Below are 26269 nucleotides of genomic sequence, written 5' to 3' on the forward strand. Positions count from 1 at the left end.
TTCGGGGTCGGTGCCGGTGTCAGCCGAGGTAGGCGAGCACGGCGAGGACTCGACGGTGGTCCTCCCCCGTGTCCTCGAGCCCGAGCTTGCCGAAGATGTTCGTGACGTGTTTCTCCACCGCGCCGGTGCCGATCACGAGGGTGCGGGCGATGGCCTGGTTCGTGCGTCCCTCGGCCATGAGCCCGAGGACGTCGCGCTCGCGGGGTGTCAGGGCCTCGAGCGGGTCACGGCGTCGGCCCATCAGCTGCGTGACGACCTCGGGGTCGAGGACTGTCCCGCCCGCGGCGACCCGACGGACCGCGTCGTCGATCTCCTCGAGCCGGGTGACGCGGTCCTTGAGCAGGTAGCCGATCCCGGTCGCGCCGGCGGCGAGGACGTCCTCGGCGTACGCAGCCTCGACGTACTGCGACAGCAGGAGCACCCCGGTGCCGGGACTCACCCGCCGGGTCTCGACGGCCGCGCGGACGCCCTCGTCGGTGAACGTCGGCGGCATCCGGACGTCCATCACGACGACGTCGGGTGCGGCGTCCGGCAGGGTCGCGAGGAAGGACTCCGCGTCGGCGTGCTGCGCGACCACCTCGATGCCGGCCTCGTCGAGCACCCGGGCCAGCCCTTCCCGGAGGAGCACGGCGTCGTCGACGACGACGGCCCGGATGCGTGCTGCACCCGGGCCGTCGCTCATGCCGACGATCCTACCGACCTACCGGTGCTGCACCGGGACCCCGCTCAGCGCACCGAGCGGGATCCGGGCGGTGGCCTCGGTCGGGCCGCCCGCGGGGCTCGACACCGTGAGCTCGCCGTCGAGGGCGCGCATCCGACCCATCAGCCCCTCGATGCCGTGGCCCTCCTCCGGGCGGGCACCACCGCGGCCGTCGTCGGTCACGCTGACCGTCAGGTACCAGACGCCCGAGGCGTCGACGACGAGGCCGAGGTAGACGGCCGCGGTCGAGGCGCCGGCGTGCTTGGCGGTGTTCGTGAGGAGCTCGCTCACGGTGAAGTACACGTTCCGCTGGACCTCGGTCGCGAGTTCCAGCCCCTCGGGCAGGCGGACCTCGAGTCCGGTCGGGACCGGGGTGCGCGCGACCAGGGCCTCGAGTGCCGCGCCCAGACCACGGTCGAGCAGGATCGGCGGGGCGAACCCGCGCGACAACGCTCGGAGTTCGTCGAGCGCGTCCTGGGCGTGGGTCGATGCCTCGGCGATGAGCTGCCGGGCCTTCGCCGGGTCCTTGTCGACGGCGCGCTCGGCGGCGGACAGGTCCATCCGGAGCCGCACGAGGCGCTGCTGCGGGCCGTCGTGCAAGTCGCGCTCGATCTGCCGGAGCGCCTGCCCCTCCGCCGTCACCGCACCCGCACGCGAGGCCTGGAGACCCGCCACGCGCCGCTCGAGCACCTCGGCGCGGAACCCGCCGAGCAGCCCGGCGTCGATCCACCAGTGCGCGATCACCGAGCCGCGCGCCCAGAGCGGGGCGAGGGCGACCGAGGCAGCCATCGACAGCAGCCCGAGCGCCGCGAGCCCGACCACCGACGTCGTGGTGAGGCCGCCGGAGTACCCCGCGGTGACGCGGTTCAGCAGCCCGATCCCGCCGATCGCGATCGGCCAGGTGAAGCCGAGGACGAGGAGCGCTCCCGCCCCGACCGTGACGAACGCGGCGATCGGGTACACGACGGCGGCGTGCAGCAGGTACAGCCAGTAGTGCGGGTTCGCGACGGCCGAACCGGTGCGGGTCCACCAGTTCTGCTGCCAGCGCGGCGTCCAGTCGACCGGGCGGATCGGACGCTTGTCCGCCCACCCGATGCGGAGCTTCTCGAACTGGCCGAGCCACCGCGCCACGAAGAGCGCGATGAAGAACATCAGCAGCACGAACGGGTTGAAGAGGTCGCGGAACCCGCCGCCGAACACCGCCGCGGGGAACGCCGCGTACAGCGTGCCGAGCAGCACCGCGGTGAGTGCCATGTAGCCGAGGTCACGGGGGAAGCGTCGCCAGGCCTCGCGGTAGACCGCGCCGGCCGTCATCCCGGACCCCGTGCCACCGCCGGTGCCGGTACCGCCGCCGGTGCCGGTCGCGCTGGCGGGCGGGGTCCCCTGCCACCCGGGCGGCGGGGTCGGCTGCTCGGGCATGGGTCGTGTGGCTCCTGTCGGCAGCGGGTCGTCGAGCGGGACGGTCTCGGCCTGGTCGAGGCGTGCGGTGTCGGTCATGACACCCAGCCTCCCGACCGGAGGGTCCTCGTCCCATCCTGCCGCCTCCCGGTTGCGGGGTGGGGTTGTCCCCCGCACGCGGCGCGCCCGCCCCGGTCCGCCCCGACCGGGCGTACGCTGCCGGCATGCAGAGGAGCACGGGGGAACACTGGATCGCACTCGCCGCCGTCGTCGCGGCTTTCGTCCCGGCGGTGCGCGGCGTCCTCGAGGTCACGATCGTCTTCGTCCCCGGCAGGTGGCTCGTCGCTGGTGCCGTGATCGGTGCGGTCGGGGCCGCCGTGGTGCTCGTGGCCGCGCACCGCAGCGGGGCGCGGGCGACCGTGACCTTCGCGCTCGCCACCCTGCTGTACGCCGTCTCGTGGCCGGTGCCCGGCGTCATCGGCTCGTTCCTCGACCTGATCGGGATCGGGCTGCTCCTCGGCTTCGGCGTCCTTGTGGTCCGCGGTTCGACGGGGTACCGGCGCGTCCTGGGGTGGATCGTCGCCGTGGGTGCCGCCGGGCTGGTCGTCGGCCACTTCGCGCTGAGCTGGTTCTTCCCGCTCACCCTGGTGTCGCAGACGGCGCTCGACGTGATCGTCGTGGCACCGAGCATCGTGCAGGCGGTGACGTACGGAGCCGCGGGCGTGCTGTTCCTCCCGCCTCTGCTGCGTCCGGTCGGGGCCGGGGTGCGGACGCTCTGGTCGTCCGCCGAGGTCCGCTGACCCGTTCTCCACAGCTCGGGGATCCGCGTCGCGCGGGCGTCTGCGTCCTGCCACGATGCGGACGTGACGGACGCGCTCCAGGCCCTGGTCGACATCGCGCAGGTGTCGTGCCGCTTCGGGCACGAGGTCCTGTCGGCCCAGCCGGACTGGACGCTCCCGCTCGGGCAGGTCGACGCGTCGTGGGTCGCCACGCGGTACGCCACGGTCGTCCTGCAGCGCGGAGACCGGTCGTGGCTGCTGTACCCGGGCTGCGCCGCGCTCCTCAGGGGCGGCATCCCGATGTCGGTCGGGACGTCCTCCACGACGCATCCTCCCCCTGGGGACCCCGATCCGGACTTCCCGCGCGTGACCGGCGTCGCGGTCGGCTCGGCGTCGTTCGGACCGCTCGCCGACGAGGCGCTCGCACTGCCGGAGTTCCTCGAGACGCAGCCACACGGCGTCCCCGAGCCGACCATCGTGGAAGCTGTACAGCAGTTCTCGGGGCTCCCGCAGCGCTGGGGCCATGGTCAGGCCGACGCCCTGGCACAGGTGGTCGTGACCACCGTCCTGCGGCACGGTCCGCCGCCGGTCCTCGCTGCGGACAACAGTCTCGGCGCGGTCCTCGACGTCCTCTTCGACCCGACCCGGACGCCACGGATCGACGACCTGCTCGGAGCGACGAGGATGTCCGCGCGGACCCTCCGCCGGCGCTGCGCAGAGGCCACCGGACTCACGCCGACCGCACTCGGCCGGTGGTACCGCTCGCTCCGCATCCGGGGCGATCTGCAGCGCGGGACGGAACCCGCCGCCGTCGCGGTACGCAACGGGTACGCGTCGGTCGCCGCGATGCGCCGCGCGCTCGCGAACACCCGACCGCCGAACGGCCATCCGCCCGCGTCGGCGTGCTGATGTCGCACAGACGCCCGCTCGTGCATCCGCTCCCCCACGCGATCCCCGACGCACTTCCCCTCGCACTCCGCGACGCACTCCCCCACGCACTCCCCGACGCAAAGCCGGAGCCGTCGGCACGAGCGCCCCGCCCAGGCCCGCCGTCGAGGACAGGTTCCCGTTCCTGGCGATGGCCGATCGGGTTCGTTCTCCCCGCACCGGGATCCCCCGATCGGCCACCGAACGGATCGCGGACCCGGTCGCCCGCCGTTCCTCGGGGACCCTGGGTGTGGGTGCGGGTGCGGGTGCGGGTGTGGGTGTGGGTGCGGGTGCGGGTGCGGGTGCGGGTGCGGGCTGCCGCGCGGTCAGACGAGGGCTGCGGCGACCTCGGGAGACTCGTCGGGGAGCGTCCACGGCGTCTCGGTCATGCCGCCCCCACCGCGGATCGACCGCACGGAGCCGTCCGCGGCCCGGTCGTAGGTGATCTCCTCGTCGATCGACCCGAAGCGGGAGCCGTGCGTCATCCGGAGGGTGTCCGCGTCCACGACCGCGAGGCGGGTGGGCGACTCGAGTGGCGCCGGCGCCGTCGGGTCGATCGCGAGGAGCCGGTCGCCGATCCTGGCCACGTCGGTGACGCCCCACGGGTTCGCGAACCGGCCGGTGAACCGAGTCGAGTCGACCTCGTCCGGGATCGGGGACCCGGCGGCCGACGGGTCGGCTGCGGCGTCGAGGAGCGCCAGCACGGCGTTGGCGATGAGCGTGGCCGGCCCGCCCGCTGCGCTCGTCAGCACCGACACGACGAGCCCCGAATCCGGGTCGAACCACGACTGCGTGATGTGTCCGGGGAACCCGCCGGAGTGCCCCCGCACGGCACGGCCGCCCTGCGTGTCGGTGATGAACCCGGCGCCGTAGCCGCGGGTTCCCCCGGTGTCGGACGGGCTCCACGCCACCCGCTGCGCGAGACGCTTCGCGTGGTCGGAGAGCAGGTCGCCGTGGCCGATGACGTGCTGCGAGAAGTACCGGACGAGGTCGGACGCCGTGCCGTGGAAGCCGGTCGCCGCGGCCAGGGCCCGGGTGTCGACGTGCTCGAAGCGATGGCGGGTCCGGCCGGTGTGCAGCCCCGAGTAGCCCACGACGAACTCGTCCGCCCGGTCCGGGTCCCAGTCCGGACCGGTACCGGTCAACCCGAGCGGCTCCACGATCGATCGCCGGACGAAGTCGGCGTAGGTTTCACCGCTCGCCGCGGCGACGACGAGTCCGAGCAAGCCGTACCCGAGGTTCGAGTAGCCGAACGACGCCCCCGCCGGGGTCTTCTGCCCGCGGTCGAGCACGAGGTCGAGGAGTGCCTGCTCGTCCGGGAACGGCCGGAGCTGTGACCAGTGGTCGCCGTCGTGGCCGTCGCGGATGACGCCGGCACCCATCTCCATGAGCTCCCGGATCGTGGCGTCGGCGATCGGCGACCCGCCGTCGACGAGTGCTGGGACGTACCGGCCCACCGGGTCGTCGAGCCGGAGCCGCCCCCGTTCCGCCAGCTGCAGGAGGGCCGTCGCGGTGAACGTCTTCGAGTGCGAGGCGATGCGGAAGATGCTCATCGTGGTCAGCGGGCGGCGGGCCTCGACGTCGGCCCAGCCCCACGCCTCCGAGAACAGCTCCGCTCCGCCGTACCCGATCGCCACCTGCACGCCGGGCACCCGCAGCTGCCACACCTTGTACGACACCCACTCCCGGATGTACGGCAGGACGGTCTCGTACGCGGCGCGGTTCGTCATGTGCTCCACCCTGGCATGTGCCACGCTCGACCCATGCGGCACACACCCCACTTCCTGGTGACCGACGTCGACGAGGTGCGACGGCTCATCCGGGAGCACCCGTGGGCCACGATCGTGTCGCACACCGACGCGGGTCTGGTCGCCTCCCACTACCCGGTGCTGCTCGACACGAGCGCCGACGCGGACCCCGGCTCCGACGAGATCGTGCTCGTCTCCCACGTCGGCCGCCCCGACGAGGTCGCGCACGAGCTCGGCCGGCACGAGGTCCTCGTCGTGTTCCAGGGGCCGCACGGGTACGTTTCCCCCGCCTGGTACCCGCCCGAGCAGTTCGTGCCCACCTGGAACCACGTCACCGCCCACTGCTGGGGCACCCCGGAGGTCCTGTCCGACGACGAGAACTTCCGCGTCCTCGGCGAACTCGTGGACCACTTCGAACAGCGGATGCCCGAGCCGGTGTCCCTCGACGTCGACGAGGCCACCGCCCGCCGGATCGCGCTCGGCACCGTGGGCATCCGCATCCGGGTCACCCGGTTCGACGCGCGCGCGAAGCTGTCCCAGAACAAGGCGCCCGAGGTCGTCGAGCGGATCGTCGCGGGACTGCGCGGCGACGGCCCCTACGCGTCGCCGGCGCTCGCCGACGAGATGGTCCGGGCACACGGCCGGGAGGCGCTGGGCCCACGCCGCCGGTCCCGAGCCGACGCGCCAGCGGCGGACCGGCCGTGACGGTGGGGAGAGCAGAGGTCCTGCTCCGCACGGTCCGGCGCGTGGGGACGTCCGGTGCCCCGTCCGACGTGCTGGTCGTCGACGGGCGGGTCGCCACGATCGCGCCGGCCGGCACGCTCGATCCCTCCGACGCGGACAGCGAGGTCGTCGAGGCGTCCGGTGCCTGGCTCGGCCCCGGGCTCGTCGACCACCACGTGCACTTCGACCAGTGGGCCCTCGTCCGCCGTCGCGTCGACGTCTCCGAGCAGCACACCGCCGAGGACACGGCCGCGGCGGTCGCCGCGGTCGCACGGACCGGTGTGTCGGACCGGGTCCTCGTCGGCCACGGCTTCCGCGATGCCCTGTGGCCGCGCCCTGCGCGACGTGCGCTGCTCGACGGAGCCGCACCGGGCCTCCCGGTCGTCGTCATCAGCGCCGACCTGCACGCCGTCTGGTGCAACACGCTCGCGCTCGCCGCGGTGGAGCAGCTCGTCGGACGCCGCCTGCAGGCGGCCGACGACGGGATCCTGCGCGAGCAGGACGCCTTCGACGTGACCGCCGCGCTCTCGCGCGTGCCGGACGACGTGCTCGACGCCTACGCGGCCGACGCCGTCGAGGCCGCCGCCGCCCGCGGCGTGACGCGGGTGACCGACCTCGAGATGGTGTTCGGCATCGACCGGTGGACGCGACGGGTGCACGCGGGTACCGACGGCCTGCGCGTCGACTCGGGCGTGTACCCGGACGAGCTCGACGCCGCCGTCGCGCGGGGCCTGCGCACGGGGGACGTCATGCCGGGGACCCGCGGCCTGGTGCGGATGGGTCCGTTCAAGGTCATCACGGACGGGTCGCTCGGCACCCGGACCGCGGCGATGACCGACGGGTCCGGCGTGCTGGCGTACGCGGTCGAGGACCTCGAGGCGATGGTCCGTCGCGCGGTCGATGCCGGTCTGGTGCCCGCGGTGCACGCGATCGGCGACCGGGCCAACACCATCGCACTCGACGTGTTCGAGGCCGTCGGCGCCCGCGGCTCGATCGAGCACGCGCAGCTCCTCGTGGACGCCGACGTCGAGCGGTTCGCACGCCTCGGGGTCGTCGCGTCCGTGCAGCCCGAGCACGCCATGGACGACCGGGACATCGCCGACCGCTACTGGGCCGGTGAGACGCACCGGGCGTTCCCGCTGGCCTCGTTGCACCGGGCGGGCGCGGCGCTGTGGCTCGGTTCCGACGCGCCGGTCGCACCGCTGGACCCGTGGGTGGCGATGGCCGCCGCCGTCGGACGGGACCGCGACGGACGCGAGCCGTGGCACCCGTCGGAACGACTCGACGTGCTGACCGCGTGGCGTGGTTCGACCGAGGGCGGCCGGGTCGGGGTGTCCGTCGGGGACGTCGCCGACGTCGTGCTGCTGGCGGAGGACCCGCTGGCGGCTGCCTCGTCGGGCGCGCTGCGCTCCGCCCGGGTGCTCGGCACCGCGATCGAGGGACGGTTCACGCACCTCGACCTGTGACGGACGTGACGGGCCCTACTTCTGGTCCTTCGGACACCAGTAGAGCTTGCGTCCGGCCATGTCGGCCATCCGGATCTCGGTGCCGCACACCCGGCACGGCTCGCCCTGCCGGTGGTAGACCCAGTGGCGGTCCTTCCGCGAGCGCACGGCCTTGGCGTGGTCGGCCTTCGACAGCCCGTCCATCGTGAGCATCAGACCGTCGCGGACGCCCGCGTGCAGGAGCTCCGACCAGTCGTGCCACAGGGCCTTCGCCTGCTTGACCGTGAGCTTGTTCCCCGGCTTGTACGGGTCGATGCGCTGCCGGAACAGGAGCTCCGCGCGGTAGATGTTGCCGATGCCGCTCACGACGGACTGATCCATGAGCAGCTGACCGATCGCGACCCGACGCTTCCGGACGTTCTCGACGAAGGTCTGCTCGGCCTCCGGACCGTCGTCGTTGATCGGGTCGGGACCGAGCTTGTCGAGGGCCTTCTGGACGCCCGCCGGGTCCTCGACCACGCAGGCCGTCGGGCCGCGGAGGTCGGCGACGGTGTCCTCGGTGAGGATGCGGACGCGCACCTGTCCGACCGGGTCCGGTGGGAACGCCTCGATCGGGTCCTCCGCCTTCTCCTGCTCGGCCATGCGGTACCGGGCGAGCCGCGGGGCACCGATGGACGACAGCGACTCCTCGCCGTCGCCGTCCTCGGAGAGCGCCTCGGCCGAGGAGATCACTCCCGCGAAGTCCCACGCGCCGTACAGGCCGAGGTGGACGCGCAGGAACAGGTCGCCCTCGAACTCGAGGAACATCTGCTTGCCGACCGCCCGCGCCGCGACCATGCGCTTGCCGTCGAGCCGCGCGGCACCGGCGGCGAACCGTCCCTGCGGACTCGACACCTCGCAGCGCTTGCCGACGAAGTGCCGGGTGAACTGGTTGGCGATGCGGTGGACGGAGTGACCCTCGGGCATGGAGCCTGTCTACCCGGCCTACTCGTCGATCTGCTTACCGGCGATGTGCCCCGTCGTCTCGTACTCGGCGAGCTGCGCGATGCGGCGGGCGTGGCGCTCCTCGCCCGAGAACGGCTCCGCGATGAAGAGGTCGACGAAGCGGATCGCCTCGTCCTCGGTGTGCTGCCGAGCGCCGATCGAGATCACGTTGGCGTCGTTGTGCTGGCGGGCGAGGAGCGCAGTCGACTCGTTCCAGACGAGCGCGGCCCGGACGCCCTCCACCTTGTTCGCGGCGATCTGCTCGCCGTTGCCCGACCCGCCGAACACGACGCCGAGCGCCTCGACACCCGCACGCTGGTCCTGCACGACCGCGTGCGCCGCGTTGATGCAGAACGAGGGGTAGTCGTCGAGCGCGTCGTACTCGGTCGGACCGTGGTCCACGACCTCGTGTCCCGCCTCGGTCAGGTGGGTGGCGAGGGTCTTGTTGAACTCGAGGCCGGCGTGGTCCGTTCCGAGGTGGATGCGCATGGACCGATCCTATTCCCGGGGTCAGCGCCCCCTGACCACGATGACGACGTACCGTGCCACGTCGTCGCCGGCGTTCCGGTACACGACGTCTGCGGGCTCGCCGAGCTCGATCCGGTCGCCCGCGGCGAGCCGCGTCACCGCGTCGCCGACGACGAGTTCCAGCGTCCCGTCGAGCACCCAGATGCAGTGGCGCAGGAAGGCGTACGCGGACGCCGGGTAGGCCACTTCGCGGCCGGCCGGGAGGCGCACCTCGGTCACGTCCGCGGGGAAGTCCGCACTCGAGACGGGACGGCGCCGGTACCCGGTGTCGGGATCGGTCCAGGAGTCCGCGGTCGCGCCGCGTTGGACGCCGCGCGCCTCGTCGGGGTCGGCTCCCCTCGGCACCTCGTGCTCGAGCGACTCGTCGAGGAGCTGTGACACCGTGAGCCCGAACGCGCCGGAGAGCCGCCCGAGGATCGTCGCCGTGGGGCTCGACACCCCGCGCTCGACGCGGTTGATCATGGCGCGGGAGACGCCGGACTCCTCCGCGAGCTCGGTGAGGCTCCACTTCCGCTCGGTCCGCAGGCGCTGCAGCCGTTCCCCGAGCCGCCGCTGGGCAGCGTCGTCCGCCGTTTCCGGTTCCGACTCCGGTGCGTCTACGATCTGAGACATGGCGACAGCATATGCGACGAACGGAACGGGCCCGGTGACCGTCCGCGACTGCGAACCGCGGGACCTCGACGTCGTCCACGCGCTGCACGTCGACGCCGTCCTGCACACGACGGCCATCTGGCAGGAGGAGCCGCACCCGCGCTCGTGGTTCGACGGCTGGCTCGCCGAGCGCCGGGCGGCCGGACTCCCGGTGCTCGTCGCCGAGGTCGACGGGGCGGTCGCGGGCTACGTGACCTACAGCGCGTTCCGGCCGCACGAGGGGTACCGGCACACGGTCGAGCACAGCGTCTACGTCGTCCCCGCGTTCCGGGGTCGGGGCATCGCCCGGACGCTCATGGACGCGCTGGTGGCGCACGCCCGGGCAGCCGGGATGCACGTCATGATGGCGGGCATCTGCTCGTCGAACACGGGGTCGATCGCGCTGCACGAGCGGCTCGGGTTCGTCACCGTCGGTGTCCTGCCGGAGGTCGGGCGGAAGTTCGACCGGTGGCTCGACCTCACGCTCATGCAGTTGCGCTTGGGCTGAGCTCGCAACATCGCCGGTCACTCGTCGCCGGGCAGCGGGACCTCGATCGGTGGCGGTGACGGTCGGAACGCCGGAGCGGTGTCGCCGTGTGCAAGCGGACGATGCGTGGCGAACCACTCCCAGGCGACCACTTCCTCGGCCTCCGCCTGGCTCTCCGCGAGACACTCGTTGCACCGCGTGTGCCAGCCCTCGTCGTCTTGCCACCGGTGCGGGTGTCCCTTCGGTACCCAATCCGGCGACCACTTGACCTCGAAGGCGTACGCGATCTCGGCGGCGATCCCCCACGCCACGCTCTTGAGCGTCTTCTCGTCGATGCCGGCGTCCCACGTGAGCTGGCCGTACCGGAGCTCGGTGAAGACGTTGTCCGCGAGCAGTGCGTGGTTCTTGTCGTCCCATTCGTCACTCGAGGAGCGCACGACGACCGCGGGCTCGCTCGGGGTCGGGGTCGGTCCGGCATCGAGCGCATGGTCGTCCTCGGCGGGCTCGGCACTGTGCGTGCGCGCGTACCGTTCGCCGTCCGTCGTGTTCATCAACCACACCGAGTTCGCGAGGTCATCGTCCGGCTCAGCGACACCGGGTGCTGTGACGTAGCGACTCCGCACCGTCGCGATCCGGTCCGCGCTGCTGCGCTCGGGTTCGACGAATGCGAGCTCTGAGCCGGCGCGGACGAACATCCCGCTCGTCAGGAGGCCCCGACGAATGCCGACCTCGACGGTCCGTAGCGCCATCGCCCGGGCTCGGGCACCGTCGGGCTCGTGGTCGGTCCGCGCCATGCGGTGCAGCGCGCGGAGGTCGGTCGCGCACCCGTTCCGGTTGAACTCCGTGAGTCCGAGGAGCAGCTGTTCTTCGGGCGTCCGGGGCGCTGGCTCGTTGCTCGGTGGCAACCCACCGTCGCGCCGGACGCTGCGCCGCTGCACCCGGGGATCCTCGGCGTCGACGGGAGGGACGACATCGATGTACGCCTCGTGTCCCGGAAGCGGCTCCCGCATCGCCGCGATCGAGCCGTCGGGCATCTCGCGGACTTCCTGCGCTGGGAAGGGGACGTACTCGAGGCCTGCTTCAGACAACGATCTCATCCCCGTGCGGCTCGACGACGTTGCCGTCTGCGTCCCAGATCCCTTCGAAGTAATGGCCCACGTGTGCATCCGGATCGAGGCCCGCTGCTCTGCGGCGGACCCGCTCGGCCTCGTAGAGAGCCATCCCTCGAGGGGTATCGGTCGCGAAGACGTTCCAGAGGGTGCCGGTCGTGCCGTATCTCTCGTGAGCTCGCTCGAGACGTTCCGTCACCGACCCTTCCCAGTTCGACCACCTCCCCCGACCATCCTCGTCGGGTTCGAGCGACCCGAGTCCCATGATGTCCTGCTCGACCGATGCCCGGATGTAGCCGAGGACACGGGAGCGCGTTGTCGCGTCGTCCTCGCCGGTACGTGATGCAAGCGTCGTGTGCCACCCGTGGAGGTCCGTGCCGAGACCGTCTGCGACATCGGCGAGAAGTTGGTAGGTCAGTTGGTTCATTGAGCGCCTTCCAGTGGTTCGTGTGGACCCGATGCCTCCCAACCCTGCCGGGTCTCCAAGTTCATCCGTATCCCTCTGGATGTGCGTCGTTCGGAAGATCGTGGGGATCAGACCCCTTCGGCATGTGCACTTTGACCGGCTTGACTCCGTCGCGTTGCACCTCGACCACAGGGCCGCCAGATTTGCTGTCCCGCCGGTACTGGACACGCGTTCCGTCCGGCAGGACGACGGCGATGCGATCCGGCGTCGAGTCTGCAGTGGCTCGTCCACCGCGACTCAGTTCCCGCCAGGCTTGCACGACATGCTCGGGCGTGTCGACCACGCGATGGGGCGGGCTGTCTCCGGGCCGGCCGATCGCGCCGATCGTTCTGTCAGCTTCCGCGCCCGTCATCGGCCCGACGGCATCGGTCATGATGCCAGCACCACCCGCGACCTCGCGCGGCTTGCCGGTGAGCGGATCGTGCGTCCACGCCCAGGCGTCCCGGTCGGCCTGCGCCATCCGCTGCCGCATGACTTCGGCAGGCGTCTGCTGCTTCGCGTCGCCGCTCAGACCGAAGAGGATGCCGAGCAGTCCGAGCGCGCTCAGCCCCCCCCGGCCGCAGAACCGCTCCCCGCGGCGGTCCCGCCCGCAGCGCCGAGCCACGGCCACGGGAACTGGAACGGTGTCGACGGGAATCCTGGGAGCGGTGCCGGTGCCACCAGGCTCGCGGTCCGGACGTCGGTCCCGTCCGTCGCGAGCCCCGACGTCGACTCGCCGCCGGAGATCGCGCGGATCCGGCGGGCCAGTTCTCGCTGCCAAGCCCGCCCCTGCTCGTTCCAGGCGGCCACAGCGGTCCGGATTGCGGCGTCCTCGACGGCGAGCGCGGGCACCTGCTCCCACGGCGTGGGACTGGTGGGCGGCTCCGGGAGCGCGGCATCGTGCCGCGCGACGGCTGCGTCCAGACCCCTGGCGAAGGTGGAGATCCGTTCGGCGACCGCAGCGCGGCTGGTGCGGAACTCCGCGAACTCGAAGGATGCCGCATCCAGGAGTCGGTGCAGTCGTCGGACGCTGTCGGCGAGCTCGTCGGCGACGCTCGTCGAGCGGTGCGTCATCGCCGGCATCGCATCCCTCACACCGGGCATCTCGAACACCGCCGGCATCGCCGACCAAGCCCGGTCACCGTCGGAAGCGGACGCGTGGACATTCTCCGCGACGTCACGGAGCGACGCTGCGGCCGCGACGACCGACGCCATGTCCAGTCGGATCTCGTCGAGCGCGTCCACCGCGATGATCGCGGTCAACGGCGTGCCGCCTGCGACGTCCGGCTCGCCATCCGCGCGTCGGCTTCGTCGACGGCCGCGAGTGCGACGACTCCGACAGCACTGACGGCCTGCAGGTGCGTCCCGACCCGCTCCGCGGTGGCCGCTCGCTCCACAGCGAACGACGCGAGCGCCGCGGCGACCTCGGGCGATCCCCCAGCAGCGGTCACGAGTGCGTCGAGCGCACCGCACATCCCTGCCGCGTGCTCGGCGACTTCGGCCGCGGCAACGCGCACGTCCGCGACCGTCCGGTCGCACTCCCCATGGTCAACGCGGTACGACACCCCATCGAGATCCCCATCCCCTGATACTTCACCGGACGGAAGCGACCGTAGCAGGACGGGAGGCGCGGTGCCAGCCCGCACCACGCCTCCCGTCCGACAGCGACAGCTGTCTCAGGCGGTGGTGTCGAAGATCGGGCCGACCGTGCGGGAGCGCTTCAGCTCGAAGAAGCCCGGGTACTTCGCGACGGCGACGACGCCGTCCCAGAGGTCGAGGGCCTCCTGGCCCTTCGGCGCCGGCGAGATGACGGGTCCGAAGAACGCGGTGCCTTCGACGGCGATCACCGGCGTGCCGACGTCCTGGCCGACGCGCTCGATGCCGTCCTGGTGGCTCGCGCGCACGGCCTGGTCGACCTCGTCGGTCCAGGCGTACTCGACGAGGTCGGCGTCGAGGTCGAGCTCGGCGAGGACCGCGGGGACGACCTGCTCCGGGTCCGACTCCTGCCGATGTTGGATGTGCTCGCCGAGCGCGTCGTACAGCGGCTTGACGACCTGGTCGCCGTGCCGGAGTCGTGCCGCGGTGACGATCCGCGGGTACACCTGGCCAGCGGTGAGCCGCTCGCGGTAGCTCTCCGGGACGTCCTGGTGCTCGTTGAGCACGAACAGGCTCATCACGTGCCAGGTCACGTCGATCGGGCGCTGGCGCTCGACCTCGCCGACCCAGCGGCTCGTCATCCAGGCCCAGGGGCAGTTCGGGTCGAACCAGAAGTCCACAGCGGTGCGTTCGGTCGTCTTGTCCACAGTCGTGTCGGTCACGGGTGCGAGCGTACGCGCGCTCGCTAGGCTGGACTCGACCGTCCCGCCGGTGCACGACGCCGTGCCGGGACCACCCCTCGCACGCGGACAACGACCGTCCGCGTCCCCAGTGGAAGTTGGAGCGTCCGTGCCCGGAGAGAACCTCACCCGAATCGAAGCCCAGGAACGCGCCGCGATCGTCGACGTGCAGTCGTACGACGTGGAACTCGACCTCACCCGCGGCGCCGAGACCTTCGGCAGCACCACCCGCGTGCGGTTCACCGCGACGGCCGGGGCCTCGACCTTCATCGACGCGATCACGAAGACCGTGCACTCCGTCACGCTGAACGGCACCGCGCTCGACGTCGACGCGGTGGCCGACGGCGTGCGGATCCAACTCGACGGGCTGCAGGAGCAGAACGAGCTCGTCGTCGTCGCCGACGCGCTGTACACGAACACGGGCGAGGGCCTGCACCGCTTCGTGGACCCGGTCGACGACGAGGTGTACCTGTACTCCCAGTTCGAGGTGCCGGACTCGCGGCGCATGTTCGCCGTGTTCGAGCAGCCGGACCTCAAGGCCGAGTTCTCGTTCACCGTCACGGCGCCGGCCCGGTGGCAGGTCGTCTCGAACGCCCCCACCCCTGAGCCGCACGTCGACGGCGACGTCGCCACGTGGTCGTTCGCGCCGACCGCCCGGATCTCGAGCTACATCACGGCGCTGATCGCCGGCCCGTACGAGGTCGTGCGTGACGAGCTGACGAGCCGTGACGGCCGGACGATCCCGCTCGGGGTCTTCGCCCGCAAGTCGCTCGCCGAGTACCTCGACCCGGAGTACGTGTTCGAGACCACCAGGAAGGGCTTCGCGTACTTCGAGGAGAAGTTCGACGTCCCGTACCCGTTCGAGAAGTACGACCAGCTGTTCGTGCCCGAGTTCAACGCGGGCGCGATGGAGAACGCCGGCGCGGTGACGTTCACCGAGACCTACGTGTTCCGCTCGAAGGTGACCGACGCGATCAAGGAGCGCCGGGTCGTCACGATCCTGCACGAGCTCGCGCACATGTGGTTCGGCGACCTCGTCACGATGAAGTGGTGGAACGACCTGTGGCTCAACGAGTCCTTCGCGGAGTGGGCGTCCACGATCGCGACGGCCGAGGCCACCGAGTGGACCGAGGCGTGGACGACCTTCCAGGCCATGGAGAAGTCGTGGGCCTACCGGCAGGACCAGCTGCCCTCGACGCACCCGATCGTCGCGACGATCAACGACCTCGAGGACGTCCAGGTCAACTTCGACGGCATCACCTACGCCAAGGGCGGCTCGGTCCTCAAGCAGCTCGTCGCGTGGGTCGGCATCGACGCGTTCTTCGCCGGTGTCTCCGCGTACTTCAAGAAGCACCACCACTCGAACACCGAGCTGCGCGACCTGCTCGTCGAGCTCGAGTCCACCAGCGGCCGCGACCTCTCGGAGTGGTCGAAGCTCTGGCTGGAGACCGCCGGGGTGAACACGCTCCGCCCGGAGTTCGACGTCGACGCGGACGGCACGATCACCTCGTTCGCGGTGCTGCAGGAGGCGCCGTCCGACTACCCGACCCTGCGCCCGCACCGCCTGGCGATCGGCGTCTACGCGGCGGCCGACGGTGGCAAGCTCGAGCGCACCCACCGCGTCGAGATCGACGTCGACGGCGCCCGCACCGACGTCCCGGAGCTCGTCGGCGTCCACCGGGGCGACCTCGTCCTGCTCAACGACGACGACCTCGCCTACGCGAAGATCCGCCTCGACGAGCAGTCGCGCCAGACCGCGATCGCGCACCTCGCCGACATCGCGAACCCGCTCGCGCGCTCGATCGTGTGGGGTGCCATCTGGGACGCCACCCGTGACGCCGAGGCCCCCGCGAGCGACTACGTGCGGCTCGTGCTCGGCAACATCGCCACCGAGACCGAGTCCACGACCATCCGCACGACCCTGTCGCAGCTGCTCCTCACGGCGCGGAACTACGTCGCGCCGGCGAAGGCCGAGGCGACGATCCAGCAGGTCGGCGACGCGCTCTGGACCCTCGCGACCGAGGCCGAGGCGGGCTCCGACGCGCAGTTCCAGTTCGTGAAGTTCTTCGCGCAGATCCCGTCGACGCCGGAGCACGTGGCGACGCTGCGGGGGCTCCGCGACGGCTCGGTCACGCTCGACGGGCTCGAGATCGACACCGACCTGCGCTGGGAGCTGCTCGAGGGCCTCGTGCTCGCCGGCGCCGCGGACGGATCCGACGTCGACACCGAGCTCGCCGCCGACCGCACCGCGTCGGGCGAGCAGGCCGCGGCCCGGGCCCGTGCGGCGATCCCCACGGCCGAGGGCAAGCTCGCCGCGTTCTCGTCGCTCGTCGACTCGGACGCGCTGCCGAACGCCATCGTGCGCCAGACCACGGTCGGGTTCCAGCACGTGAACAGCCCGGTCGTGCTCGAGGGGCTCGTCCCGGAGTACTTCGACGTGCTGACCCGCATCTGGGCCGAGCGCAGCTACCACATGGCCGACACGATCGTCACCGGGCTCTACCCGGCGCCGCTCGCCTCGGCCGAGCTGCGCGACGCCGCTCGTGCGTGGCTCGAGGCGCACCCGGAGACGCCGGCGCTGCGGCGCATCGTGACCGAGAACCTGGCGGGCACGGAGCGGGCGCTCCGCGTCCAGGCCGCGGACGCCTGAGCCTCGTTGATCGCAGGCGGGGCCGTGCCGTTCCTCAGCGGACGCCATGGCCCCGCCCTCTAGCATCGGCCGGATGATGTTGTTGGCTGCAGGGACCGACGAGACCTCCAAGTGGATCTCGAACAACTTCACCGAGTTCGTGACGACCTGGCGGATACCGATCGTCATCGTCGTCACGATCCTCGCGGCGATCATCGTGCGGTTGATCCTCCGCCACTCGATCAAGGGCGTCGTCGACCGGGTCGTCACCGGGGTCAAGCGCCGCCAGGGCAGCGAGGACACCCAGGCGCTCATCGCCTCCCCCGTGCAGGCGGCGCGTGTCGTGCAACGCACGCGAACCCTCGGGAGCGTCCTCGAGAACCTGGCGACCGTCGTCGTCGTGATCGTCGCACTCGCGGTCATCATCCCGCAGGTGCTGCCGAACGCCGCTGTCGGCATCGTCGGGGGCGCGTCCCTCGTCGCGGCCGGTCTCGCCGTCGGCGCGCAGAGCATCGTCCGCGACCTGCTGTCCGGGATCTTCATGCTCCTCGAGGACCAGGCCGGCGTCGGCGACGTCGTCGACACCGGCCAGGCCACGGGCGTCGTCGAGAACGTCGGCCTACGGGTCATGCAGATCCGGGACGTCAACGGCATCCTCTGGTTCGTGCCGAACGGGCAGATCCTCCGCGTCGGCAACCTCTCCCAGGGGTGGTCCCGCGTCCTGGTGGACATCACCGTGCCCTACGACACCGACATCGACGCCGTGCAGGATGCCCTGCTCCGGGCCGCGGTCACGATGTCCCAGGAGCCGCGCTGGCGGCAGCGGATCGTCGAGAAGCCCGAGATCTGGGGCCTGCAGTCCGTCTCCGACGGCGGCATGGTGTTCCGCCTCGTCGTGAAGACCCGCGCGTCCGAACTGGACGTCGTCGGCCGCGAGCTCCGCATCCGGCTGAAGCGCGCCGTCGACGAGCTCGGCGTGACCCTCCCCGCGATGGCGATGGTGATGCCGGCCGGCTGGGAGAACGCCACCTCCATCAACGGGTTGCGGTCCGTACGCACGCAGCCGACGCCCGCGCCCACCAAGTCGCGGAAGCCGAAGCGCAACCTGCTCGGCCAGCCGATCACCACCGACGACACCGAGGACCGCCGATGACCGACGACACCGCACCCGCCGACGTCCCGACGCCGGGCACCGTGCCCGGGCAGCCGATCACCCTGCGTGTGGGCGCGCAGGGCGTCTCGGCGACCGGTTCGCTGTACGACCGCATCGGCGGTGCACCGACCTTCGATCGACTCGTCCGCCGCTTCTACGAGGGCGTGCGACAGGACGACGTGATCTGGCCGATGTACCCTGCCGACGACCTCGAGGGCGCGGTCTGGCGGCTCTCCGCGTTCCTGCAGCAGTACTGGGGCGGACCGACCACCTACAGCGAGGAGCGCGGCCACCCCCGGCTCCGGATGCGGCACCACCCGTTCCGGATCACGCCCGACGCGCGTGAGCGGTGGCTCCACCACATGCGGGACGCCGTCGAGTCACTCGGACTCGCGCCCCTCGACGAGGCCGAGCTCTGGGGCTACCTCGACCGCGCGGCGCACGCCATGACGAACACCTTCGACTGACGGTCGTCGCGCAGCCGCGCCGTGACGGACGGGAGGCCCGTGGCGGCGCCGCCACGGGCCTCCCGTCCGTCACCGGCTCGTCCCTGCGCCGGTGGCGGCGTCAGCGCACGTAGGAACCGTCGGCCAGGTCGTCGACGAGCGACGGACGCGTCGGGTTCCACCCGAACGCGGCGCGCGCGTGCGCGCCCGCCGCCTCCTGGTGGAGCAGCAGCGCGTCCGCGAAGTCGGTGCCGAGGCGCTCCCGCGAGGCGTCCACGCTCTCGGCGACCACCGGCGAACCGTGCGCTCCCGCCTCGGCGATCTCGCGCACCGTGGGGTTGTCACCGGTCGCGGCGACCACGTAGCCGTCCTGCTCGGCGCGGTGCAGCGCGAGGACGTAGAGCTCGCCGAGGTCGTCGATGTGCACCGTCGTCCACCGCTGCGAACCGTCCCCGACCAGGCGGACCTCGTGCTCGCCGTCACCGACGAACATCGCCGGGATGCCCGCACCACGGCCGTAGACGATGCCGGGCGCGACGATGGTGGTGCGGGCCTCGCTGGCGCGCACCGCGGCCTCGTTGGCGACGCGCCACGCGGTCAGGGCCGGCGGATCGATCGGGGACTGCTCGGAGATGTCCGTCGAGTTGCCGAACGTGAAGATGCCGCCGGTGTGGACGAAGGGCTTCGGCGTCCCCTCGAGCGCGCGGAGGACGGTGGCGGTGAACGCCGGGTCGACCCCCTCGGCCGAGGCCGTGTGGACCACGCCGTCGCACTCGTGGGCGAGCCGCTCGACGACCTCGGAGTCCGTGACGTCACCGACGATCGCGTGGCCGCCGGCGTCGCGGACGTGCTGGGCCTTCTCGTCGGAGCGGACGATCGCGGTCACCTCGTGCTCGTGGGCGACGAGGGCGCGCAGGACGGAGGAGCCGATGTAGCCGGAGGCGCCGGTGAGGAAGACGTGCATGGTCTCACCCAACCACGCTCGGATCGGCGCTCCCTGGTGGGGCGTCAGGGCGTCAGGGCGTGAGCGACCAGGCGCGCCGCTTCACGAGCACGTGCCCGCGCGACGTGGTGAGCCGGCTCCACGGCCCGGTCTCGAAGAGTCGGACCGGGTCGTGCCCGAGGAACCCCAGGCTCTCCCCCGCGAAGCCCGCACCCGCGGGGAGGTGCTCGATCATCGGGATGGGGCGCCCCCACACCTCGGACCGGACGCGACGGACGATCGCCTCGCCGGCGTTCGACGGCACCGCCTCGGCCACCTCCGCGATGCCGGCCTTCGCGGCCCGGCGGAGGAGCTCCGCCGAGACGTCGGGCAGCGGCACCCAGCCACCGCGCGGCGGCGAGATCGCGGCCCAGGTCACCGTGTGCACCTCGTGCGGCAGTTCGACCTCGATCGGGGTCGCGCGCGTCGGGTCGACCCCCTCGGCGTGCTGAGCGTCCTGGTCCGCCGCGAGCAGCCGGAGGCGCTCCTGCAGGGAGGCGAGCGGGACGACCGCGTCGATGCTCGCGGGCTCGACGAGGGAGAACGTCCGCAGTCCCAGCACGGTCGGCAGTTCGTCGAGGAGGCCCACCGGGTACAGGATCGCCGTGTAGACGGCGAGGACGCCCGAGTCGGCGATGAGCCGCACCGAACCGTCCTCGACCCGGGCGGCGCGTCCGAGGTAGGTGCGGAGGTCGCCGAGGGACGCGGCGTCGGGGAGCGTGAAGGTGGTGCCCATGTCGACCCGATCCTACCGGGGCGGACTTCGTAGGATGGCGGCGTGAGCGAACCGGACTTCCTGCGCACCCTGCGGCTCGACGACACCGGGGCGAGCACCGGCGAGACGATCCTCACCGGTGCGAGCCACTGGTCGCCGAACGGTCGGGTCTTCGGCGGACAAGTGCTCGCGCAGTGCGTCGTCGCGGCACAGACCACGATCGACGGCCGCGACATCCACTCGATGCACGGCTACTTCCTCCGTCCCGGCGACATCCACGTGCCGATCACGTTCGGCGTCGAGCGCATCCACGACGGCCGTTCGTTCGCGACCCGACGCGTGCAGGCGTACCAGAACGGCGTGCCGATCTTCTCGATGATCGCGTCGTTCCAGAAGCCCGACGACGGTGTCGAGCACCAGGACCCGTTCCCGCTCGACCTGCCGGCGCCGGAGGACCTGCCGTCGGCCGCGTCGATCCTGTCCGCGATCGACCACCCCGTCGCGCAGGCCTGGGCGGAGCGGTCGATCGATCTCCGACACGTCGAGGGTCCCGTCTTCGTCGACGTACAGGGGGAACGGGTGCCGCACCAGGCGGTGTGGTTCCGGGTGGACGGCGACCTGCCGGAGGACCCGGCGCTGCACCGTGCCGTCCTCGGCTACGCCAGTGACCTGTCGATCCTGGAGCCGGTCATGCGCCGGCACGGGGTCGCCTGGGGAACGCCCGGGGTGAAGAGCGCGAGCCTCGACCACGCGATGTGGTGGCACCGTGACGGACGCGCCGACGACTGGGTGCTGTACACGCAGGAGTCGCCGAGCGCGCAGGGCGGCCGGGGGCTGGCGTTCGGCCGGATGTTCTCGCGCGACGGGCGCCTGCTCGCGAGCGTGGCGCAGGAGGGCATGATGCGGGTCCCTCGCTGAGCACGGTCGGGGTCGGTCCCGAGGCGGCCTCGGGGCCGGTGTCAGGGACGGGAGAACTCGACCGCCGGCTCAACGTACGCCCCGCACGCCTCCCGCTCGGCCGCGGTCAGACGCCGGGGCCGGTTCGTCTCGGCGTCGACCATCACCAGGGCTGTCGTCGCGCGGGTGTAGAGCACCGCGGGGTCGTGCCCCACCGGTGACCAGACCTCGTACGAGACGTCGATGCTCGCGCCGCCGACGCGTCCGATCCACATCTGGATGTCGAGCGGTTGCCGGAAGTACGGGATGGACGCGAGGTACTCGAGGCGCTGCGCGGCGATCACCGTCATCGTCCCCGATCCCGGCCGACCGTCGATGATCGGGTCCGGGAGCGCCCCGTCCGGTACCTGCTCGTCCGGGTCGGCACCCCAGAACCCCACGATGCGCGCTTCCTCGAGGAGACGCAGCATCGCGGAGTTGTTGACGTGGCCGTACGCGTCGATGTCGCTCCACCGCATGCGGATCGGAGCGTGCAGTCGCGCCACGGTCAGTCGCGGGTGAGCTTGCGGTAGGTCGACCGACCCGGCTTGTTCGCGTCGGGCCCGAGACGGACGAGCTTGTTCTCCTCGTACGCCTCGAAGTTGCCCTCGAACCAGTACCAGTTCGGCGTACCGTCCTCGTTCAGCCCCTCCCACGCGAGGATGTGCGTCGCGATGCGGTCGAGGAACCACCGGTCGTGGGTGATCACGACGGCGCAGCCCGGGAACTCGAGGAGCGCGTTCTCGAGGCTGCCGAGGGTCTCGACGTCGAGGTCGTTCGTCGGCTCGTCGAGGAGGAGCAGGTTGCCGCCCTGCTTGAGGGTGAGCGCGAGGTTCAGGCGGTTGCGCTCACCACCTGACAGCACGCCGGCCTTCTTCTGCTGGTCCGGCCCCTTGAAGCCGAACTGCGACACGTAGGCGCGGGACGGGATCTCGGTCTTGCCGACCTGGATGTAGTCGAGCCCGTCGGACACGACCTCCCAGAGGTTCTTGTTCGGGTCGATCCCGCCGCGGGACTGGTCGACGTACGAGATGTCGACCGTGTCGCCGATCTTGAGCGTGCCGGCGTCGAGCGGCTCGAGCCCCACGATCGTCTTGAACAGCGTGGTCTTGCCGACGCCGTTCGGTCCGATGACGCCGACGATGCCGTTGCGGGGCAGGGTGAACGACAGGTCGTCGATGATGACCCGCTCGCCGAACTGCTTGTGCAGCTTCTCGGCGTCGATGACCTGCGACCCGAGGCGCGGCCCCACGGGGATCACGATCTCCTCGAAGTCGAGCTTGCGCGTGCGCTCGGCCTCGGCCGCCATCTCCTCGTACCGGGCGAGACGGGCCTTCGACTTGGCCTGCCGACCCTTCGAGTTGCTGCGCACCCACTCGAGCTCGCTCGACAGGCGCTTCGCCAGCTTGGCGTCCTTCTTGCCCTGGACCTCGAGCCGCTCGCGCTTCTTCTCGAGGTAGGTCGAGTAGTTGCCCTCGTACGGGTACAGGCGGCCGCGGTCGACCTCGGCGATCCACTCGGCGACGTGGTCGAGGAAGTACCGGTCGTGCGTCACCGCGAGCACGGCGCCGGGGTACTTCGACAGGTGCTGCTCGAGCCAGAGCACGGACTCGGCGTCGAGGTGGTTGGTGGGCTCGTCGAGCAGCAGGAGGTCCGGCTTCTCGAGGAGGAGCTTGCAGAGGGCGACACGACGCTTCTCACCGCCCGAGAGGTTGGTGATCTTCGCGTCGGCCGGCGGGCACTGCAGGGCGTCCATCGCCTGCTCGAGCTGGGAGTCGAGGTCCCACGCGTCGGCCGCGTCGATCTCCTCCTGCAGGGAGCCCATCTCGGCGAGGAGCGCGTCGAAGTCCGCGTCCGGCTCGGCCATGAGCGCCGAGATCTCGTTGAAGCGGTCGAGCTTGCCCTTGATCTCACCGACGCCCTGCTGGACGTTCTCGAGGACGGTCTTGTCCTCGTCGAGCTCCGGCTCCTGCATGAGGATGCCGACGGTGAAGCCCGGGGTGAGCTTCGCCTCGCCGTTCGACGGCTGGTCGAGACCCGCCATGATCTTCAGGATCGTCGACTTGCCCGCACCGTTCGGCCCGACGACGCCGATCTTCGCGCCGGGGAGGAACGACATCGTGACGTCGTCGAGGATCAGCTTGTCGCCGACCGACTTGCGGGCGCGGACCATCTGGTAGATGTACTCAGCCATATCGGCCCCAAGTGTAGTGAACCGAACGCGTCCCCGCTCCCGCACGCCGCGGTTCGCCGTCCTGCGAAGTCTGTACGGATTGCCAGTGGCCTTCTGCAACGTCCCGACGTACCGTTTCAGCACCCGCGGCCAGGGAAACCACCGGCAGGCCGCCGATCAGGACCAGGACCACCACATGTTCACGAAGCGACTGCTGCGATCCGTGCTGCCCCTCGTCGGCGCGACCGCACTCACCGTGGCGCTCGTCGCGCCCGCGGCACCGGCGTCGGCCGCGTCCCCCGTCCCGCACGGGCTGTACGCGCAGTACACCGCGCACCTCATCGAGAACGGCTCGGGGACGGGGTACTCGTCTTACATCAACGTCCACGACGCGCACAACAACGCGTTCGCGGTCGGCATCCAGTCGGACACGGGCTCCACGATCAGCCGCGGCCAGCCCCGGTTCATCTGGGAGCGCGTGCAGAACGGGAAGTTCACCTACGGCTACATGGGTGCGGCGTCCCATAACAAGACGTCCGTCGGCCTGCGCTGGTACAAGAACGACGTCGCCTCGATCATCCTGAACAACCGGACGGTCGGCACGATCGCGGTGAACCTCGACGGTCGCCTGTTCTTCAACGCCGAGGCGAACGGACGACTCAACGGCGACGTCGTGCACTCGCAGGTGAACGACATCTCGATCACCGTCGGCGACAAGGCCGGGCAGACCGGACTCCACGGCACGTGGGACACGAGCTTCAGCTTCCACGGGCTGCGGGCGAAGCAGACGAACCCGGGCAAGGTACAGGGGGCGAGCTTCTCGATCGACGGCCGCGTGTCGGGTCTGCCGCGCGGCGGGAACTGGGACACGACCGAGGTCGCGGGCATCGCGATGATCACCCAGAACTACTGACGCCACGGTCCGCCCTCACGCCGCTCGCGGTGTGAGGGCGGGCTCACTGCCGTCGTGGTCCGCGGTGCCACCAGGTGCGAGCGCGTCCGTCTCGTCGCCCGCGAGGGCAGCGGCATGGCGGTTCGCCTCCGCGGCGTCCGGCAACTCCTCGACGTCGTCGGCCTCCCCGAGGGCGTGCACACCGGCAGGGTCGACGTCGTCCCGGTCCCCCGGGTCGCGTGGCGTCGCGCCGTGCACCTCGCCGGTGCGCGGGTCGACGCGCGGCCCCTCACCCGGCGCCGCCGTCGCCTCGTTCGCGTGCCGCGGCACCCGGATCCAGTTGCTGATCCCCCACGCGAGGTCGTGCCCGATGCCCTCGGCGTCGACCTCCACCGACGTGCCGCCGCGGCCGTCCCGCTCCCAGGTCCGGATCCGCACACGCCCCGTGACGACGATGCGGTCGCCCTTCTTCAGGGACTTGTGGACGTTGGCGGCGAGGGAGCGGAAGGCCGTGACGGTGAACCAGTTCGTGGCGCCGTTCGTCCAGGTGCCGGTCCCGCGGTCCCACCGCCGCGACGGTGAGGCGAGACGCATGCTCGTGATCGCCACACCGGTGTCGGTGACGAGGTGACGGGGGTCGGTGGCGACGATGCCGCAGATCGTGATCGTGTCGTTCATGCTCCGATCGTCGCGAGCCCCGGGCCGCGTCAGCGGCCCGGGGCTCGATCTGTGGATCGTCACGTCGATCAGGTGACCTGTGGAGGAACGGTGCCCCGAGCCTCCAGTCCGCCGGATCGTCGCACGCTGACCGGCGCTCGCCGGTCGGTGTACGCGGGTCAGCGTGCGCGGTTCAGTGCGCGCGGAACTCCGGGCGGTCGGCGAGCGGTCCCATCGCGGCGTGCACGGCGCTCTTCGCGGAGCCGAGCGACGGGAACACCCCGCCGGTGCTCCGTCGACCGAAGAGTTCGACGTGGAACCCGTCCGGCTCGCGGTGGATGCTGCCGACCGCGCCCGCGGGTCCGACCGCCACCCAGGTCGTGGACCCTGTCGTCATCGTGTTGTTCGTCATCGATCGACCACCTCCTCGTGGCCCCGACGCCCGTCGTTCAGGACGCCAGGATGTACTGACTGTAGGCCCTGCGGACCTTGTTCACCTTCGGCAGCGCCACCGCGAGGCAGTAGCCCTGGCCAGGGTTCTTCGCGAAGAAGTCCTGGTGGTACTCCTCCGCTCGGTGGAACGTCGTGAGCGGCTCGATGGTCGTCACGACATCGCCGTCCCAGATGTCCGACGCGCGCTCGATCGCCCGTTCGAACAGCGCACGCTGCGCGTCGTCCGCGGGGAACATCGCGGACCGGTACTGCGTGCCGACGTCGGCGCCCTGCCGGTTGAGCTGGCGCGGGTCGTGCAGCGTGAAGAAGACGTCGAGGACCACGTCGGCCGGCAGCACGGACTCGTCGAACGTCACCGCGACCGCCTCGGCGTGCCCGGTGGTCCCCGTGCAGACCGCCTCGTAGGTCGGGTCGTCGGTCACACCGCCGACGTAGCCGGACACGACGTCCTGCACGCCCTGGAGGGTGCGGTAGACGGCATCGAGGCACCAGAAGCAACCTCCGGCGAGGACGAACGTGGTCATGCGGACAACCTACCCCGCGTGACCGGGGACGCCCGGGGAAGGGGGACGATCCCTGCACTCGTCGCGGTCGTGCCGCTCCCGTCCACAGGATCGCGGCACCCGCCCGGTATGTCGGTGGTCGAACGTACCTTCGACCACAGCACCAGACAGCGACCCGACCGGACGACCGGGCGGCCCCGACCAGCAGGAGGCACACGATGCAGACACAGCACGAACCGTCGTTCCGGATCCGGACCGCTTCGGTCGCCCGCAGTCGCGGCGACCTCCGCATCCTCGACGTCCGCGACGACCTGAGCCGGGTCACGCGTGCCAACGGCGAGGTCGTCGGCTACGTCGACCGGGTGGACGTGGCCGGCGGGACCGCGTACCGCGCCCGACGCTACGTGCCGACGGAGCGTCGGTTCGTCGAGTTCCCGAACGTCTGGTCGGCGGACGACGCCGTGGACTGCCTCCGATGGGGCTGACCCAGC

General features: G+C 71.4%; 30 protein-coding genes. 11 read left to right on the forward strand and 19 right to left on the reverse strand.

Annotated elements, in window-relative coordinates; translation table 11 throughout:
* Positions 1-19: 19 nt before the first annotated feature.
* Complete coding sequence (locus Csp2054_RS11490) at positions 20-682, reverse strand: response regulator transcription factor (RefSeq protein WP_096899452.1); 663 nt, start codon at positions 680-682, stop codon at positions 20-22.
* Between the two features lie 18 nt (positions 683-700).
* On the reverse strand, positions 701-2197 hold the full coding sequence (locus Csp2054_RS11495) for a sensor histidine kinase (protein ID WP_096899453.1): 1497 nt from the start codon (positions 2195-2197) through the stop codon (positions 701-703).
* A gap of 125 nt (positions 2198-2322) precedes the next feature.
* Between Csp2054_RS11495 and Csp2054_RS11500 the strand changes: the two genes are divergently transcribed.
* Entirely contained in the window at positions 2323-2898 is a 576-nt protein-coding gene (locus Csp2054_RS11500) for a hypothetical protein (RefSeq protein ID WP_141399244.1), read from the forward strand.
* 63 nt (positions 2899-2961) lie between these two features.
* On the forward strand, positions 2962-3786 hold the full coding sequence (locus Csp2054_RS11505) for a helix-turn-helix domain-containing protein (protein WP_096899455.1): 825 nt from the start codon (positions 2962-2964) through the stop codon (positions 3784-3786).
* A 344-nt stretch (positions 3787-4130) separates the two neighbouring features.
* Here the strand turns inward: Csp2054_RS11505 and Csp2054_RS11510 are convergent, their stop codons facing one another.
* Positions 4131-5534 carry a serine hydrolase domain-containing protein gene (locus Csp2054_RS11510; RefSeq protein WP_096899529.1) on the reverse strand — a complete coding sequence of 468 codons (1404 nt, stop codon included), beginning with the start codon at positions 5532-5534 and terminating at the stop codon, positions 4131-4133.
* Positions 5535-5567: 33 nt separating this feature from the next.
* Here Csp2054_RS11510 and Csp2054_RS11515 point away from each other — a divergent pair, with 33 nt between their 5' ends.
* Both Csp2054_RS11515 and Csp2054_RS11520 read left to right on the forward strand, forming a co-directional pair.
* Entirely contained in the window at positions 5568-6257 is a 690-nt protein-coding gene (locus tag Csp2054_RS11515; RefSeq protein ID WP_096899456.1) for an FMN-binding negative transcriptional regulator, read from the forward strand.
* 41 nt (positions 6258-6298) lie between these two features.
* A complete protein-coding gene (locus tag Csp2054_RS11520) occupies positions 6299-7741 on the forward strand; it encodes an amidohydrolase (protein WP_255252716.1) in 1443 nt (480 codons plus the stop codon).
* A 15-nt stretch (positions 7742-7756) separates the two neighbouring features.
* On the opposite strand, the gene Csp2054_RS11525 is transcribed toward Csp2054_RS11520, so the two are convergent.
* Genes Csp2054_RS11525 through Csp2054_RS11535 form a run of 3 tightly spaced genes read right to left on the reverse strand, consistent with a single transcriptional unit; the run spans position 7757 to position 9844 of the window.
* Complete coding sequence (locus Csp2054_RS11525) at positions 7757-8686, reverse strand: Fpg/Nei family DNA glycosylase (protein WP_096899457.1); 930 nt, start codon at positions 8684-8686, stop codon at positions 7757-7759.
* Between the two features lie 18 nt (positions 8687-8704).
* Entirely contained in the window at positions 8705-9193 is a 489-nt protein-coding gene (locus Csp2054_RS11530; protein ID WP_096899458.1) for a ribose-5-phosphate isomerase, read from the reverse strand.
* 21 nt (positions 9194-9214) lie between these two features.
* Positions 9215-9844 (reverse strand): helix-turn-helix domain-containing protein, encoded by a 630-nt coding sequence (locus tag Csp2054_RS11535; RefSeq protein WP_096899459.1) that lies wholly within the window; start codon positions 9842-9844, stop codon positions 9215-9217.
* On the opposite strand from Csp2054_RS11535, the gene Csp2054_RS11540 reads away from it, so the two are divergent.
* The gene (locus Csp2054_RS11540; RefSeq protein ID WP_096899460.1) at positions 9843-10370 is read left to right on the forward strand and encodes a GNAT family N-acetyltransferase; all 528 of its coding nucleotides are present in this window, start codon (positions 9843-9845) and stop codon (positions 10368-10370) included. The two genes, Csp2054_RS11535 and Csp2054_RS11540, sit on opposite strands and share 2 nt — an antisense overlap.
* 17 nt (positions 10371-10387) lie before the next feature.
* On the opposite strand, the gene Csp2054_RS11545 is transcribed toward Csp2054_RS11540, so the two are convergent.
* From Csp2054_RS11545 to Csp2054_RS11570, 6 genes are all read right to left on the reverse strand, one after another.
* Positions 10388-11437: a hypothetical protein gene (locus Csp2054_RS11545; protein ID WP_141399245.1), complete on the reverse strand. Its 1050-nt coding sequence runs from the start codon at positions 11435-11437 to the stop codon at positions 10388-10390.
* Complete coding sequence (locus tag Csp2054_RS11550; RefSeq protein WP_096899462.1) at positions 11430-11885, reverse strand: hypothetical protein; 456 nt, start codon at positions 11883-11885, stop codon at positions 11430-11432. Before Csp2054_RS11550 ends, Csp2054_RS11545 begins: the two co-directional genes overlap by 8 nt.
* A 61-nt stretch (positions 11886-11946) precedes the next feature.
* Positions 11947-12534 (reverse strand): hypothetical protein, encoded by a 588-nt coding sequence (locus Csp2054_RS11555; protein ID WP_096899463.1) that lies wholly within the window; start codon positions 12532-12534, stop codon positions 11947-11949.
* On the reverse strand, positions 12468-13166 hold the full coding sequence (locus Csp2054_RS11560; protein WP_096899464.1) for a hypothetical protein: 699 nt from the start codon (positions 13164-13166) through the stop codon (positions 12468-12470). The genes Csp2054_RS11555 and Csp2054_RS11560 overlap by 67 nt, the downstream gene beginning before the upstream one ends.
* Positions 13163-13420 carry a hypothetical protein gene (locus Csp2054_RS11565; protein ID WP_141399246.1) on the reverse strand — a complete coding sequence of 86 codons (258 nt, stop codon included), beginning with the start codon at positions 13418-13420 and terminating at the stop codon, positions 13163-13165. Before Csp2054_RS11565 ends, Csp2054_RS11560 begins: the two co-directional genes overlap by 4 nt.
* A 159-nt stretch (positions 13421-13579) precedes the next feature.
* Positions 13580-14221 (reverse strand): DsbA family protein, encoded by a 642-nt coding sequence (locus Csp2054_RS11570; RefSeq protein ID WP_411897153.1) that lies wholly within the window; start codon positions 14219-14221, stop codon positions 13580-13582.
* Positions 14222-14348: 127 nt separating this feature from the next.
* Here Csp2054_RS11570 and pepN point away from each other — a divergent pair, with 127 nt between their 5' ends.
* The 3 genes from pepN to Csp2054_RS11585 all read left to right on the forward strand — a co-directional run bounded on the left by pepN (position 14349) and on the right by Csp2054_RS11585 (position 18488).
* Positions 14349-16889, forward strand: a complete 2541-nt coding sequence (gene pepN, locus Csp2054_RS11575) for an aminopeptidase N (protein WP_096899467.1) — start codon at positions 14349-14351, stop codon at positions 16887-16889.
* 73 nt (positions 16890-16962) lie between these two features.
* Complete coding sequence (locus tag Csp2054_RS11580; protein WP_096899468.1) at positions 16963-18021, forward strand: mechanosensitive ion channel family protein; 1059 nt, start codon at positions 16963-16965, stop codon at positions 18019-18021.
* A complete protein-coding gene (locus Csp2054_RS11585) occupies positions 18018-18488 on the forward strand; it encodes a globin (protein ID WP_096899469.1) in 471 nt (156 codons plus the stop codon). The genes Csp2054_RS11580 and Csp2054_RS11585 overlap by 4 nt, the downstream gene beginning before the upstream one ends.
* 100 nt (positions 18489-18588) lie before the next feature.
* Here the strand turns inward: Csp2054_RS11585 and Csp2054_RS11590 are convergent, their stop codons facing one another.
* Positions 18589-19431 carry an NAD-dependent epimerase/dehydratase family protein gene (locus tag Csp2054_RS11590; RefSeq protein ID WP_096899470.1) on the reverse strand — a complete coding sequence of 281 codons (843 nt, stop codon included), beginning with the start codon at positions 19429-19431 and terminating at the stop codon, positions 18589-18591.
* A gap of 52 nt (positions 19432-19483) precedes the next feature.
* Entirely contained in the window at positions 19484-20185 is a 702-nt protein-coding gene (locus Csp2054_RS11595) for a hypothetical protein (protein WP_096899471.1), read from the reverse strand.
* Between the two features lie 42 nt (positions 20186-20227).
* Between Csp2054_RS11595 and Csp2054_RS11600 the strand changes: the two genes are divergently transcribed.
* Positions 20228-21082 (forward strand): acyl-CoA thioesterase, encoded by an 855-nt coding sequence (locus tag Csp2054_RS11600; RefSeq protein WP_176491673.1) that lies wholly within the window; start codon positions 20228-20230, stop codon positions 21080-21082.
* Positions 21083-21123: 41 nt separating this feature from the next.
* Here Csp2054_RS11600 and Csp2054_RS11605 read toward each other — a convergent pair whose 3' ends face one another.
* Both Csp2054_RS11605 and ettA read right to left on the reverse strand, forming a co-directional pair.
* Positions 21124-21579: an acyl-CoA thioesterase gene (locus tag Csp2054_RS11605; protein ID WP_096899532.1), complete on the reverse strand. Its 456-nt coding sequence runs from the start codon at positions 21577-21579 to the stop codon at positions 21124-21126.
* Positions 21580-21608: 29 nt separating this feature from the next.
* Entirely contained in the window at positions 21609-23294 is a 1686-nt protein-coding gene (gene ettA / locus Csp2054_RS11610; RefSeq protein ID WP_096899472.1) for an energy-dependent translational throttle protein EttA, read from the reverse strand.
* A gap of 175 nt (positions 23295-23469) precedes the next feature.
* Here ettA and Csp2054_RS11615 point away from each other — a divergent pair, with 175 nt between their 5' ends.
* Positions 23470-24186 (forward strand): hypothetical protein, encoded by a 717-nt coding sequence (locus Csp2054_RS11615; protein WP_141399247.1) that lies wholly within the window; start codon positions 23470-23472, stop codon positions 24184-24186.
* Positions 24187-24201: 15 nt separating this feature from the next.
* On the opposite strand, the gene Csp2054_RS11620 is transcribed toward Csp2054_RS11615, so the two are convergent.
* The 3 genes from Csp2054_RS11620 to msrA form a co-directional block, all read right to left on the reverse strand.
* On the reverse strand, positions 24202-24843 hold the full coding sequence (locus Csp2054_RS11620) for a single-stranded DNA-binding protein (RefSeq protein ID WP_096899474.1): 642 nt from the start codon (positions 24841-24843) through the stop codon (positions 24202-24204).
* A 172-nt stretch (positions 24844-25015) separates the two neighbouring features.
* On the reverse strand, positions 25016-25234 hold the full coding sequence (locus Csp2054_RS11625) for a methyltransferase (protein ID WP_096899475.1): 219 nt from the start codon (positions 25232-25234) through the stop codon (positions 25016-25018).
* 37 nt (positions 25235-25271) lie between these two features.
* Positions 25272-25799 (reverse strand): peptide-methionine (S)-S-oxide reductase MsrA, encoded by a 528-nt coding sequence (gene msrA, locus Csp2054_RS11630; RefSeq protein ID WP_096899476.1) that lies wholly within the window; start codon positions 25797-25799, stop codon positions 25272-25274.
* A gap of 197 nt (positions 25800-25996) precedes the next feature.
* On the opposite strand from msrA, the gene Csp2054_RS11635 reads away from it, so the two are divergent.
* Positions 25997-26263 (forward strand): hypothetical protein, encoded by a 267-nt coding sequence (locus tag Csp2054_RS11635; protein WP_096899477.1) that lies wholly within the window; start codon positions 25997-25999, stop codon positions 26261-26263.
* The last annotated feature ends 6 nt before the right edge of the window (positions 26264-26269 follow it).

Source organism: Curtobacterium sp. 'Ferrero', from assembly GCF_002412165.1.
GTDB lineage: Bacteria > Actinomycetota > Actinomycetes > Actinomycetales > Microbacteriaceae > Curtobacterium.

Coding starts and splice junctions, on each gene's coding strand:
- Csp2054_RS11490 (WP_096899452.1), bottom strand. CDS start 682: ATGAGCGACGGCCCGGGTGCAGCACGCATCCGGGCCGTCGTCGTCGAC.
- Csp2054_RS11525 (WP_096899457.1), bottom strand. CDS start 8,686: ATGCCCGAGGGTCACTCCGTCCACCGCATCGCCAACCAGTTCACCCGG.
- Csp2054_RS11615 (WP_141399247.1), top strand. CDS start 23,470: ATGTTCACGAAGCGACTGCTGCGATCCGTGCTGCCCCTCGTCGGCGCG.
- msrA (WP_096899476.1), bottom strand. CDS start 25,799: ATGACCACGTTCGTCCTCGCCGGAGGTTGCTTCTGGTGCCTCGATGCC.
- Csp2054_RS11535 (WP_096899459.1), bottom strand. CDS start 9,844: ATGTCTCAGATCGTAGACGCACCGGAGTCGGAACCGGAAACGGCGGAC.
- Csp2054_RS11580 (WP_096899468.1), top strand. CDS start 16,963: ATGATGTTGTTGGCTGCAGGGACCGACGAGACCTCCAAGTGGATCTCG.
- Csp2054_RS11510 (WP_096899529.1), bottom strand. CDS start 5,534: ATGACGAACCGCGCCGCGTACGAGACCGTCCTGCCGTACATCCGGGAG.
- Csp2054_RS11595 (WP_096899471.1), bottom strand. CDS start 20,185: ATGGGCACCACCTTCACGCTCCCCGACGCCGCGTCCCTCGGCGACCTC.
- Csp2054_RS11590 (WP_096899470.1), bottom strand. CDS start 19,431: ATGCACGTCTTCCTCACCGGCGCCTCCGGCTACATCGGCTCCTCCGTC.
- Csp2054_RS11605 (WP_096899532.1), bottom strand. CDS start 21,579: ATGCGGTGGAGCGACATCGACGCGTACGGCCACGTCAACAACTCCGCG.
- Csp2054_RS11530 (WP_096899458.1), bottom strand. CDS start 9,193: ATGCGCATCCACCTCGGAACGGACCACGCCGGCCTCGAGTTCAACAAG.
- Csp2054_RS11635 (WP_096899477.1), top strand. CDS start 25,997: ATGCAGACACAGCACGAACCGTCGTTCCGGATCCGGACCGCTTCGGTC.
- Csp2054_RS11620 (WP_096899474.1), bottom strand. CDS start 24,843: ATGAACGACACGATCACGATCTGCGGCATCGTCGCCACCGACCCCCGT.
- Csp2054_RS11625 (WP_096899475.1), bottom strand. CDS start 25,234: ATGACGAACAACACGATGACGACAGGGTCCACGACCTGGGTGGCGGTC.
- Csp2054_RS11515 (WP_096899456.1), top strand. CDS start 5,568: ATGCGGCACACACCCCACTTCCTGGTGACCGACGTCGACGAGGTGCGA.
- ettA (WP_096899472.1), bottom strand. CDS start 23,294: ATGGCTGAGTACATCTACCAGATGGTCCGCGCCCGCAAGTCGGTCGGC.
- Csp2054_RS11500 (WP_141399244.1), top strand. CDS start 2,323: ATGCAGAGGAGCACGGGGGAACACTGGATCGCACTCGCCGCCGTCGTC.
- Csp2054_RS11585 (WP_096899469.1), top strand. CDS start 18,018: ATGACCGACGACACCGCACCCGCCGACGTCCCGACGCCGGGCACCGTG.
- Csp2054_RS11495 (WP_096899453.1), bottom strand. CDS start 2,197: ATGACCGACACCGCACGCCTCGACCAGGCCGAGACCGTCCCGCTCGAC.
- Csp2054_RS11550 (WP_096899462.1), bottom strand. CDS start 11,885: ATGAACCAACTGACCTACCAACTTCTCGCCGATGTCGCAGACGGTCTC.
- Csp2054_RS11540 (WP_096899460.1), top strand. CDS start 9,843: ATGGCGACAGCATATGCGACGAACGGAACGGGCCCGGTGACCGTCCGC.